A 10909-nucleotide genomic window follows, 5' to 3' on the forward strand; every position below is an offset into this window, starting at 1 on the left:
CGCGGGTGGCGTCGGGTCGGGGGTCGCCGCCCGGGGCGCGACGGCGCTCCCGGCGAGCAGGTTCAGGGTGGCGTCGGGTCGGGGGTCGCCGCCCGGGGCGCGACGGCGCTCCCGGCGAGCAGGTTCAGGGCCAGCAGGGTTCCGGTCGTGGCGTAGGCGGTCACCGGTCTCATGCGCCCTTGGACGCCGCCCCCCGCCGCCCGGTTCCGGCCCGATCGCGCCGGGCTTCCCTTCGGCGGCCGGCGCGGAAGGGCGAGCGAGGGCGGGGCGGCGCGACGCGGGACGGTCAGCCGCCGGAGGGGCCGACGCCGGGCGACTCGACCAGCCGGGACAGGACGATGGTGCTCCGGGAGGAGGTGACGAACGACTCGGCCCGCAGCCGTTCCAACGCCTCCTCCAGGTGGGCGATGTCGGCGGCCCGCAGGTGCACCAGCGCGTCCGCCTCCCCGGAGACGGTGTACGCGCCGACCACCTCGGGGTGCCGGCGGGCGGCCGCCCCGATCTGCGCCGGGGTGGTCCGGCCGGCGCAGAACAGTTCGACGAAGGCCTCGGTCGTCCAGCCGACGGCGGCCGGGTCGACCACCGCGGTGAAGCCCCGGATCACCCCGGCGGATCGGAGTCGGTCGACCCGTCGCTTCACGGCGGGGGCGGAGAGTGACACCCGGGCGCCGATGTCCGCGTACGACGCGCGGGCATCCGCCACGAGTAACGCAATGATTCGCTGGTCAACCGCGTCTATCTGCAACGTTCCGCCCCTGGGAAGCAATGGTTGTGGCTGTTACCAAAGTTGTACCGTACCTACTCTTGGTGACCGTGAACCAGCAGCGAGTCCCGCGAAAGCGGACATATCTCATGTGCTCGCCCGAGCACTTCGCGGTCGAGTACGCCATCAACCCGTGGATGGACGTGACCGCGCCGGTCGACGCCGAGCTGGCGGTCAAACAGTGGGACCGCCTGCGGGAGACGCTCGTCGGCCTCGGCCATGAGGTGCACCTGCTCACCCCCGAGCGCGGGCTGCCCGACATGGTCTACGCGGCCAACGGCGCCTTCGTGGTGGACGGCACCGCCTACGGCGCCCAGTTCAAGCACGAGCAGCGGGCCGCCGAGGCCGCCGCGCACCGGGCGTTCTACGAGGCGCAGGGCTGGCGGTTCATCGCGCCGAGCGAGACCAACGAGGGCGAGGGCGACTTCGCGTACCTGCCGGAGGCGCACGGCGGCCTGATCCTCGCCGGCCACGGCTTCCGTACCGAGCTGCCGGCGCACGCCGAGGCGCAGGAGGCGCTCGGCCGGCCGGTGGTCTCGCTGCGCCTGGTCGACCCGCGCTTCTACCACCTGGACGTGGCGCTCGCGTCGATCGACGACACCAACATCGTCTACTACCCGGGCGCCTTCTCGGCGGCCAGCCGGAGGGTGCTCACCCAGCTCTTCCCGGACGCGGTCGTCGCGGACGACGAGGACGCCCTGACCTTCGGCCTCAACCTGGTCAGCGACGGCCTCAACGTCGTGCTCAACAGCGAGGCCAGCCGGCTGGCGGGCAAGCTGAAGGCGGCGGGCTACCACCCGGTCCCGGTCGAGCTGGCCGAGCTGAAGAAGGGCGGCGGCAGCGTGAAGTGCTGCATCGCCGAGCTGCGCCACTGACCGTCCCGCACCACACGCCGGTCACCCGAACGGGCCGGCCTCCCCACCGGGAGCGCCGTCGGCGTAACGGGGAGGCGACTCAGCCGAGCGTGGCCAGCTCGTTGATCACGACGTTGGAGAGCAGCTGGCCGTCGCGCTGGACCCGGCGCAGGTACCACTTCTGCTGCGGGGTGCGCGGCTGGTTGAACTGCCAGGGCCCGCGTGGGCTGTCGATCTGGCCGATCTTGCCCAGCGCCAGGTTGACCTGCTGCGAGGTGGGGTTCCCCGGGACCAGCCGGATCGCCTTGTCGAGCACCTGGGCGGCGTCGTACGAGGCCATCGCGTAGGTGGTCGGGGAGGCCCGGTACGTGTCGCGGTACGCCGAGGCGAACACCCGGTTGGCCGTGTTGTTGAGATCGGCCGAGTAGTTGAGCGCCGTCTCGATGCCCCACTTCTCGATCGAGGCGTCCTCGCTCTCCAGCTCGCCGAGCACCGTGCCCTCGGTGAGGAAGCCGGGGGCGTAGATCGGGCCGCGGTACCCCCCGTCGTAGAGCTGCTTGACGAACTGGACCGCGGCGGGGCCGGCGTAGTGGCAGAAGATCACGTCGGGGCTCTGGTGCAGCGCCTGGCCGATGGCGGCGCCGTACGTCCCCTTGCCCGGGTTGGCGATGTCGGCGGTGAGGATCGGCGCGGCGGCGATGCGGCGACCGTTCACCTCGTAGCCCTTCCGGAAGCCGTCGACGACGTCCCGGCTGCTCTGGCTGTCGGGGGCGATGACGGTGATCCGCTTGGTGGCGGGCAGGGTCTCGCGGAGGTACTGGCCGAGCGCCCGGCCGGGTTCGTCGAGCACGTACGAGGTGCGCCAGATGTAGACGACGCTCTGCAGGCTGGTCGGGGAGGCGTTCGAGCCGATCAGCGGCACCCGCGCCTGCTCGACGCTGTCCCGGATGCCCAGCATGACGGCGGAGCTGACCACGCCGGTGAGCGCCAGGACACCCTCCTTGAGCAGGCGGTCGACGGCGGCCTGGCCGCTCTTGGCGTTCTCACCCTCCTCGGCGGTCACCACGGTCGCCGGGTGCCCACCGAGCTGATGGTTGTTGAGGCTGAGGAAGAGCTGGAAGCCGTTGCTGATCTCTTCGCCGATCACCTTGTTCGGGCCGGTCCCGGGCACGATGAGGCCGATCTTGATCGGGTTGCCGGAGCTGGCGGCCGGGTCCTCGGAGTCGGAGCCGCAGCCGGCCGCCAGTCCGCTGGTACCGAGCGCGGCCAGCAGTTGAAGAGCCTGCCTGCGGTTCATCTGCGACACCGATTTCCTTCCGAAAGCTTTGCAGGGGCTCATCGCCCCTTCGGCGTTCTACCTGCTTGGCGACGCTGCGTCAATGCCCGGAAGATCATCGTGCAGCGACCGCAACGCGTCCAGCACCCGGGGCCAGGCGGCGGAGTCCGGCGCGATCAGGCCGAAATGCTCACATTCGGGCAGCTCGACAAGGGTGGCGGGAGACCCGGCGGCCCGGGCCGCGGCGACCCAGGAGCGGCTGATCGCCACCGGCACCTGGCGGTCCTGCGTGCCGTGGATCACTACGCTGCGTACTCGGATCGGCACCAACGCCGATGGATCGGCCGTGGCGTACCGGTCGGGCACGTCCGCCGGGCCGCCGCCGAGGAGCGCGGCCACCGCACCCGAGTCCAGGTCGAGGCGGTACGCCTCGGCCAGGTCGGCCACCGGGGCCAGCGCCAGCACGCCGCCGACCGTCTCCGGCGCGTGCGCCGCGACGTAGAGCGCCAGGTGACCGCCGGCCGAGTGACCCACCAGGATCGGCGGTACGCCAGCCACCCGGCCCGGCAGCTCGGCGGCGGCCAGCCGGGGCAGCGCTGCCACCCCGGCCAGCACGTCGGTCAGGGTGTGCGGCCAGCCCCCGTCGGGCTGGCCGGTGCGCCGGTACTCGACCTGGGCGACGGGGTGGCCCAGCGCGGCGAGCGCCGCCGCCATCGGGCCGGTGTGGCTCCGGTCGTACTCCGCCCGCCAGAACCCGCCGTGCACCACCACGACCAGCGGACGGGCCGGGCCGTCTCCGGCGGGCCGGCGCAGGTCGGCGACCTGGTCGGGATGTCGCCGTAGGCGACCGTGGCGTCCGGCGCCGGAGCGGGCCGGGTCAGCACGGCGCGCGGGTCTGCGGGCATGACCGGGACGGTAGCGCGCCCGGCCGGGTGGTTCCGGCCCGGGACCCGGTCCCGCCGCGCGCGGGTGGCGGGCCCTGGGTAAAGATGGGACCCATGACCGAAGCGCCTTCCGGTGGACAGAACGACGAGCAGGGCACCGACGGGATCCCCGGCACGGTGGTGGTGGTCGGTCCCGACGGCCGGCCGGTCGGCACGATGCAGACCGAGGAGGGGCAGGGCGAGGACCCCACCCGCCTGGTCGAGCAGCCGGCCAAGGTGATGCGGATCGGCAGCATGATCAAGCAGCTGCTGGAGGAGGTGAAGGCGGCGCCGCTCGACGACGCCAGCCGGCACCGGATGCGCGAGATCCACGAGCGCTCGATCGTCGAGCTGAAGGAGGGGCTCGCCCCCGAGCTGCGCGAGGAGCTGGAGCGGATCTCGCTGCCCTTCACCGAGGACAAGGCGCCCAGCGAGAGCGAGCTGCGGATCGCGCACGCCCAGCTGGTGGGCTGGCTGGAGGGGCTGTTCCACGGCATCCAGGCGGCCCTGGTCGCCCAGCAGATGGCCGCCCGGGTGCAGCTCGAGCAGATGCGGTCCGGCCGGCAGGCGCTGCCCAGCGGCCCCAGCGGGGTCATGCCGGGGATGCCCGGCATGGGCCAGCCGCAGGGCGGCGAGGGGCACGGCACCGGCCAGTACCTCTGACCGGGCCCGGGCGCGCGCACACGCGGGCGCCCGGCCCCCTCAGCCCACCCCGAAGACCTTCTCCAGGTACGCTGCCACGCCGTCCGCGGAGTTCGCCGCCGTCACCTCGTCGGCGATCTCCAGGACGGCGGGGTGCGCGTTGGCGACGGCCACCGCCCGGCCGGCCCAGGTCAGCATCGGTACGTCGTTCGGCATGTCGCCGAAGGCCAGCACGTCCCGCTCGTCGATGCCGAGCCGGGCGCAGTACCAGGCCAACCCGGCCGCCTTGGTCACGCCGGCGGCGGAGATCTCCACCAGCCCGCTGTACGACGAGTGGGTCGCCTCGGCCAGCCCCGCCAGCGCCCCCGCCACCAGTTGGACGAACGCGTCCGGGTCCTGCTCACCGGCCCGGGCCAGCAGCTTGACCGCCGGGGCGGAGAGCAGCTCCTCGGGGGACTCGACCGCCCGGATGGCGTCGTGGTCGGCGTCCCAGCGCAGCGGGTAGTGCGCCTCGTGCCGCATCTGCCGGCTGTCCACGATCTCCACCGCGAAGCTCACCTCGGGCACCTCGGCCCGCAGCCGCCGGGCCACCTCCGCCAGCAGTTCGGGGGCCAGCGGGTCGGCCCGCAGCACCTCGTCGGCGACCGGGTCGTAGACCACCGCGCCGTTGGCGCAGATCGCCGGGAGCGGCTCGGCGAGCTGGTCGTACACGAGCTGGAGCCAGCGGATGGGGCGGCCGGTGACCAGCACGACCGGCGTGCCCTGCGCGGAGATCCGGGCCAGCACCGCCGCGGTGTGCGGGCTGAGCGTCCGGTCGTCCCGGAGCAGGGTGCCGTCGATGTCCGTGGCGATCAGCCGAGGTGCCTCTCCCATCACCGGGACAGTAGTCGGTCCAGGTAGACCGCGACGCCGTCGTCGTCGTTGCGCAGGGTGACCTCGTCGGCCGCGGCGCGGACCTCCGGGTGGGCGTTGGCGACCGCCACCCGCGCCCACCCGGCCCAGGCGAACATCGGCAGGTCGTTCGGCATGTCGCCGAAGACCAGCACCTCGGCCGGGTCGACCCCGAGGGTCTGCGCGACCACGCTGAGCCCGGTGGACTTGTCCACCCCGGGCGGGCAGATCTCGATGAAGCCGAGCCCGGCCTGGGTGAGCGTGGCCGTCTCCGCCGGGACGATCCGGCGGGCCGTGGCCAGCAGCTCGTCGACGTGGTGGTCGGCGGTCCGGGCGAACGCCTTGATCACGTCGGTGGAGAGACACTCCGCGCGGCTGCGCGCCTCGAACCGGTCCGGGTAGGGCCAGCTCGGGTGGTAGTCGCCCCAGAGCGGGGCCTCGTGCTCGTCGGAGGCCTCGACCATGACGGTGAGCGGGCCGACCGCCGCCTCCAGGTCGGCCAGGAGCCGGGCGAGCACCTCGCCGGGGAGGCGTTCGTCGCGCAGCACCACCGGACCGCTGGGGTCGCTCTGGTCGACCACCCGTCCCCCGCCGGCCATCACCAGGAAGTCGGCGGCGCGGATGTCGTTGCGGGTGAGCTCGGTCAGGCGCGGTCCGCGGCCGGTCGCGCCGACCACCGGGATCCCGGCGGCCCGCACCCGGTCGAGCACCTCGTGGGTGTACGCGGAGACGGTGTCGTCGCTGCGGACGAGCGTCCCGTCGAGGTCGGTGGCGATCAGCTTGGGCAGGCCCGGGCGGGTCATCGTTCCTCCTTCGCCCGCCGCCGTCGCGCCAGCCGTTGTGGTCGTCGGTGCCTCGGCCCACGACCGGCGGGCAGCAACCGTACCTCGCGGATCAGGTCGCAACCACGGCTTCCCGGCGAATCGGGCACCAACCCGCGGCGACCGTCCGGTGACGTTCCGGAGCTTCGCTGAGGCGGGCGGCTTGCAGGGCTCAGGCCGGCGGCTCAGGGCGGGCGAACGGCACGGTGGGCTGGACCGTCAGGTCGGCCGGTGCCGGCGGCAGGTCGTCCGTCCGCGCCTGCTCCCGGCGGCGACCCCGGCCGCGCGGCCCGGGTTCCGGCTCCGCCCCGGGTTCGGCGGTGGCCGGCGCGGGCGCGGTCCGGCCGGACAGCTGGAGCGCGGCCGCGAGCAGGACGGTGGCCAGGAACGCGGTCACCAGACCGCGGCCGTAGTCGACCTGGAGCCCCGCCTCGGGGGGGTAGAAGAGCGTCCGCTGGCCCGAGTCGTCGAGGGAGAACGCGCTGGCGACGAGCACGGCGAGCACCGCCGCCGCGAGGCCGAGACCGGCCACCCGGGCGTTGGGCCGGACCGCGGGGGTGCCGCGCAGGGCCAGCGCCACCGCGCCGGCGAGACCGAGCAGGCCGACCAGGTAGCCGACCCCGAGGCCGCCGACGTCGGCCACCCCGCCCGGGACCCGGATCGAGGTGTTCCCCTCCGGGCCGCCGTTCGGCACCGTCATCACCAGCCACTCACCGATCAGCGAGGCGACCGCGGCGACCGCGCCGAGCCCGGCCAGCACCAGCGGCAGCCGGTGGTCCCGTCCCAGCCCGGCCAGCGAGCGTCCGACCCGGCCGGACGGTTCGGGTTCCCCGTCGCCCCACTCCACGACGGTCGTCCCGTCGGACCGGTTGTCCTGCCTGGGGATGGGGAGATCCTGAGACATCGGCCACCCTTCCGCGCGTGGGCCTGCGCCGAATCATGACACAGCCGGCACCGGGCGACGGGTACCGCAAGTCCTACGGATCCGCCGACGAGTCCCGCAAACCAGCTCGTGCCGCACCACCATCCGAAGCGTCGTACGGGTGGTGTTGACTCGTTCCGTGCCTCGTCGTCGGGATCCTGCCGCCTTACGGGTGGTTCACCGCACGGCGCGTGTCGCGCTGCGGTTGACGCCCGGGCAGCGGCGGCGGTGCTTGGGGCTGCTGCGCTCGGCTGGTGACGTGTGGGCGTGTGTGTTGGAGGTCAACGCGTGGCGGCGGCGCCGCCACGACGCGCCGCTGGTCGACCTGCCCCGCCTGCCACCGGCGGGTGCCGAAACCCCGGGGCAGGACGTTGTCCTGCCCGCACTGCGGATTCTCCGGGCACCGCGACCTAGTCGCGGCGGCCAGCATCGCCACCCGCACGCCGGGCGGCGGATCCACCACCCGGCAGTGGTTGTGCTGCCGGAGGTGGTCACGCACCGTCGAGCCGGTCGGCACCTGCCCGGTGCCGGCCGGTCCCGACGTGACCCCCGCCGCCCACCCCGGGCGGCGCGAGGATCAGTTGGCCCGCGGAGGCCCGCCCCACCCACCGGTGGGGAGTCGCTCACCCCAAAGGTGAGGATCCATGACAACCAACAGGAACACGTTGAACGTTGGTGGACACCGCACTAGCGTCGGGGCATGCCTATCCGTACCGCATCCGCACGTTGGCAGGGCAATCTCACCGACGGGGCCGGCACCGTCCGCACCGGCAAGGGCGGGCTCACCGGGAACTACTCGTTCAAGTCGCGTTTCGAGGAGGGCGAGGGGACCAACCCCGAGGAGCTGATCGGCGCCGCGCACTCCGCCTGCTTCTCGATGGCCCTCTCCAAGCAGCTCGCCGACGCGGGCGCGACCGACATCGCGGTGGACACCACCGCCAAGGTCCACTTCGACAAGACCGACGCGGGCATGTCCGTGACGCGGATCGACCTGGAGACGGTCGGCCAGGTCCCCGGCATGGACGAGGCCCAGTTCACCAAGCTGGCCGAGGCCGCCAAGGAGAACTGCCCGATCTCGCGGCTGCTCTCCCCGGGCGCGCAGATCAGCCTCACCGCCCGCCTCGCCGCCTGACCAATCCCGCCCCTGCCGCCGGCGCCTCGACCGCGCCGGCGGTGGGCGTGCTCTCCCGGAAGAGTGCCCATCCGTACGCCGATGGGCACTCCTTCGTGATTCGGTAGTGATCTTGATGGGTGGGAACGCGCCCCGGTCGGGGAGGATGGGGGCGTGCCGGTGGAGATGAGCCGTGAGCGGTTCGAGGAGCTGGTGGGCGAGGCCCTCGACGAGGTGCCCGAGGAGCTGCTCGGGCTGATGAGCAACGTGGTGATCCTGGTCGAGGACGACCCGCCGCCGGGCGAGGACCTGCTCGGCCTCTACGAGGGGCACGCGCTGACCGCCCGGGGCTGGGACTACTCGGGCGTCCTCCCGGACCGCATCCTCATCTACCGGCGCCCGATCCTGCGGATCTGCGACACCGAGGAGGACGTCGTCGACGAGGTGGCGGTGACCGTCGTGCACGAGATCGCCCACCACTTCGGCATCGACGACGCCCGGCTGCACGCGCTCGGCTGGGGCTGACCGGCCCGCCGCTCCGCCCCGCTCGGCCGACGCCCGCCGTTGCGCGGGTCCCCTAGCCTGCGGGAGAGGCACACCCCGATGCAGGAGGAAACCCATGCGCAGCGCGCTGTTCTCTGCGGAGAACCTTGAGAAGGAGTCCCAGCAGCCGGGCATGCGGCTGCAGAACTCCAAGATGCTGAAGATCGAGCTGAACGGCGAGGCGATGGCCCGGGTCGGGTCCATGGTCGCGTACCAGGGGCAGGTGCAGTTCCAGGCGCTCGGCTCCGGCGGCATCGGCAAGTTCATCAAGCAGCGGCTGACCGGCGAGGGCGTCCCGCTGATGAAGCTCTCCGGCCGGGGTGACGTCTTCCTCGCGGAACTGGCCAAGGACGTGCACATCATCGACCTGGAGCCCGGTGACGCCCTGTCGATCAACGGCTCCAGCGTGCTCGCCTTCGACTCCACCCTGCAGTACGACATCAAGATGGTCGGCGGCGCCGGCATGGCGTCCTCGTCCGGCCTGTTCAACTGCGTCTTCACCGGCCACGGCCGGATCGCGGTCACCACCAAGGGCACCCCGGTGGTGCTCAACGTCGACCAGCCGACCTACGTCGACCCGCAGGCGGCGGTCTGCTGGTCGGCCAACCTCCAGACCGGCTACCACCGCGCCGAGCAGCTCGGCCTGGGCGCGCTGCTCGGCCGCAGCACCGGTGAGGCGTTCACCATGAGCTTCGCCGGCCAGGGCTTCGTGGTGGTGCAGCCCTCCGAGGAGCCGCCGGTGCCGGGCAGCGGCGCCCAGCAGCAGCAGGGCGGTCTGCTCGGCGGCCTGCTGCAGTGACCGTCCGGTCCGCGGGGCGCCCGACCGGGCGTCCCGCGACCGTCAGCTCAGCTCGCCGGCGCGCAGCCGGGCCAGCCAGGCCGCCGCGTCGGCGTAGTCGGCGTCGGAGAGGCCCGCCGGTGCGGGGACCGGCCGTTCGGCCGCCGCCTCGCTCCAGCGGTGCCGGGGGTACGACCCGAGGAAGCGCACGTCGGCGCAGACCCGGCGCAGCCCCTGCAACGCCTCGCCGAGGCGGACGTCGGCGACGTGGCCGGTGCAGTCGAGGAAGAAGACGTACCGGCCGAGCGCCTCGCCGGTCGGGCGGGACTCGATCCGGGTCAGGTTGATCCCCCGGACGGCCAGTTCCGTCAGCACGGACAGCAGGGCGCCCACCCGGTCGTGGGCGATGTAGACGGCCAGCGAGGTGACGTCGTCCCCGGTGGGCGGCGGGGGCGGCCGGGCCGGGAGACCAGGGCGAACCGGGTCACCGCGTCCGGGTGGTCGGCGATCTTGTCGGCGAGCACGGTGAGCCGGTGCCGGGACGCCCCGATCGGGGCGCAGATCGCCGCGTCGTGCTCGCCGGCCGCCGCACCGGCCGCGGCGGCGCCGTTGGAGAGCACGTCGACCACGGTGGCGTCGGGCAGGTGGTCGCGGAGCCAGTTCCGGCACTGGGTGGACGCCTGCGGGTGGGCCGCCACGCTGCGCACCTCGGCGAGGCTGGCCCCCGGACGGGCGGCGAGCACGAACTCCACCGGCAGGATCACCTCGCGGGTGATCACCAGCGGCTCGCCCTCGGCCATCTCGTCGAGGGTCACCCCGACCGCGCCGCCGATCGAGTTCTCCAGCGGCACCAGGGCGGCGTCGGCGTCCCCGGCCCGTACGCTGTCCAGCGCCTCGCCCACGCTGCGGGCCGGCGTACGGCTGCCCCGCTCGGCGGCGGGCACGGTACGCAGCGCCTGCTCGGCGAAGGTGCCCTCGGGCCCCAGGTAGACGTAGCGGGTCGGCGGTGTTCCGGGCATGGCGACCAGCCTACGCACCCGGGGTGCCGTCGCAGGCCAACGTCCGGATGCCGGGCGGCCCGGCGGCGCGTACCTGCGCCCCGCAGACGTCCGTCCCGGCGGTGACCAGCTCCAGCGCCCCCGGCCGGCCCCGGGTGACCACCTGCAGCTCCTCGTGCCCGGTCACGTCGAGCACGGTGTACTGCCAGTCCCCGGCGCAGAGCGGCCCGGTCCGGACCCGGACCCGGACGTCCCGGGGCAGCACCCGGGCCGTACCGCGCAGCAGTGCGATCACCCGGTCGCCGGACAGGCCGGCCGGGCAGGGCGCGGCGACCAGGTCGGTGCTGGTGGGGGTGGCCGTCGGGGTGGTGGGTGCCGTCGGGGTGG

The 10909-nt window shown here is 73.6% G+C and carries 11 protein-coding genes and 3 pseudogenes; 6 read left to right on the top strand and 8 right to left on the bottom strand.

Annotation, left to right across the window (positions count from 1 at the left end; genetic code table 11):
- Positions 1-286: 286 nt before the first annotated feature.
- Entirely contained in the window at positions 287-745 is a 459-nt protein-coding gene (locus tag JNW87_RS27215) for an Lrp/AsnC family transcriptional regulator (RefSeq protein WP_238454661.1), read from the bottom strand.
- Positions 746-804: 59 nt separating this feature from the next.
- Between JNW87_RS27215 and ddaH the strand changes: the two genes are divergently transcribed.
- Positions 805-1638 carry a dimethylargininase gene (gene ddaH / locus JNW87_RS27220; RefSeq protein ID WP_368666222.1) on the top strand — a complete coding sequence of 278 codons (834 nt, stop codon included), beginning with the start codon at positions 805-807 and terminating at the stop codon, positions 1636-1638.
- 79 nt (positions 1639-1717) lie between these two features.
- Here ddaH and JNW87_RS27225 read toward each other — a convergent pair whose 3' ends face one another.
- Entirely contained in the window at positions 1718-2923 is a 1206-nt protein-coding gene (locus JNW87_RS27225) for an ABC transporter substrate-binding protein (RefSeq protein ID WP_109800424.1), read from the bottom strand.
- A 48-nt stretch (positions 2924-2971) separates the two neighbouring features.
- Positions 2972-3798, bottom strand: a pseudogene (locus tag JNW87_RS27230) (alpha/beta hydrolase family protein).
- 84 nt (positions 3799-3882) lie between these two features.
- Here JNW87_RS27230 and JNW87_RS27235 point away from each other — a divergent pair.
- A complete protein-coding gene (locus JNW87_RS27235) occupies positions 3883-4479 on the top strand; it encodes a bacterial proteasome activator family protein (RefSeq protein ID WP_109800422.1) in 597 nt (198 codons plus the stop codon).
- Between the two features lie 39 nt (positions 4480-4518).
- On the opposite strand, the gene JNW87_RS27240 is transcribed toward JNW87_RS27235, so the two are convergent.
- The 3 genes from JNW87_RS27240 to JNW87_RS27250 all read right to left on the bottom strand — a co-directional run bounded on the left by JNW87_RS27240 (position 4519) and on the right by JNW87_RS27250 (position 7074).
- Entirely contained in the window at positions 4519-5331 is an 813-nt protein-coding gene (locus JNW87_RS27240; RefSeq protein ID WP_238454662.1) for an HAD family hydrolase, read from the bottom strand.
- A complete protein-coding gene (locus JNW87_RS27245) occupies positions 5331-6152 on the bottom strand; it encodes an HAD family hydrolase (protein ID WP_109800420.1) in 822 nt (273 codons plus the stop codon). Before JNW87_RS27245 ends, JNW87_RS27240 begins: the two co-directional genes overlap by 1 nt.
- A gap of 190 nt (positions 6153-6342) precedes the next feature.
- Positions 6343-7074 (bottom strand): hypothetical protein, encoded by a 732-nt coding sequence (locus JNW87_RS27250; RefSeq protein ID WP_238454663.1) that lies wholly within the window; start codon positions 7072-7074, stop codon positions 6343-6345.
- A gap of 287 nt (positions 7075-7361) precedes the next feature.
- On the opposite strand from JNW87_RS27250, the gene JNW87_RS41720 reads away from it, so the two are divergent.
- The 4 genes from JNW87_RS41720 (at position 7362) to JNW87_RS27265 (ending at position 9545) form a co-directional block, all read left to right on the top strand.
- Positions 7362-7730, top strand: a complete 369-nt coding sequence (locus tag JNW87_RS41720) for a zinc ribbon domain-containing protein (RefSeq protein WP_375373548.1) — start codon at positions 7362-7364, stop codon at positions 7728-7730.
- Between the two features lie 62 nt (positions 7731-7792).
- Entirely contained in the window at positions 7793-8224 is a 432-nt protein-coding gene (locus JNW87_RS27255) for an OsmC family protein (protein ID WP_238454664.1), read from the top strand.
- 159 nt (positions 8225-8383) lie between these two features.
- Complete coding sequence (locus JNW87_RS27260) at positions 8384-8728, top strand: metallopeptidase family protein (RefSeq protein ID WP_201749494.1); 345 nt, start codon at positions 8384-8386, stop codon at positions 8726-8728.
- 94 nt (positions 8729-8822) lie between these two features.
- Positions 8823-9545, top strand: coding sequence for an AIM24 family protein (locus JNW87_RS27265; protein WP_238454665.1), 723 nt, complete (start codon positions 8823-8825; stop codon positions 9543-9545).
- A 42-nt stretch (positions 9546-9587) separates the two neighbouring features.
- On the opposite strand, the pseudogene pheA reads toward JNW87_RS27265, so the two are convergent.
- Positions 9588-10543 (bottom strand): annotated as a pseudogene (gene pheA / locus JNW87_RS27270) (prephenate dehydratase).
- A 10-nt stretch (positions 10544-10553) separates the two neighbouring features.
- Positions 10554-10909, bottom strand: a pseudogene (locus JNW87_RS27275) (hypothetical protein); the annotation flags it as partial.

It is taken from the genome of Micromonospora sp. ATA51, from assembly GCF_016802855.1.
Taxonomy (GTDB): Bacteria; Actinomycetota; Actinomycetes; order Mycobacteriales; family Micromonosporaceae; genus Micromonospora; species Micromonospora sicca.

Excerpts from the sequence above, each read along its gene's own strand:
- JNW87_RS27245 (WP_109800420.1), bottom strand. The coding sequence starts at position 6,152 with ATGACCCGCCCGGGCCTGCCCAAGCTGATCGCCACCGACCTCGACGGG.
- JNW87_RS27250 (WP_238454663.1), bottom strand. The coding sequence starts at position 7,074 with ATGTCTCAGGATCTCCCCATCCCCAGGCAGGACAACCGGTCCGACGGG.
- JNW87_RS27240 (WP_238454662.1), bottom strand. The coding sequence starts at position 5,331 with ATGGGAGAGGCACCTCGGCTGATCGCCACGGACATCGACGGCACCCTG.
- JNW87_RS27265 (WP_238454665.1), top strand. The coding sequence starts at position 8,823 with ATGCGCAGCGCGCTGTTCTCTGCGGAGAACCTTGAGAAGGAGTCCCAG.
- JNW87_RS27235 (WP_109800422.1), top strand. The coding sequence starts at position 3,883 with ATGGGACCCATGACCGAAGCGCCTTCCGGTGGACAGAACGACGAGCAG.
- JNW87_RS27255 (WP_238454664.1), top strand. The coding sequence starts at position 7,793 with ATGCCTATCCGTACCGCATCCGCACGTTGGCAGGGCAATCTCACCGAC.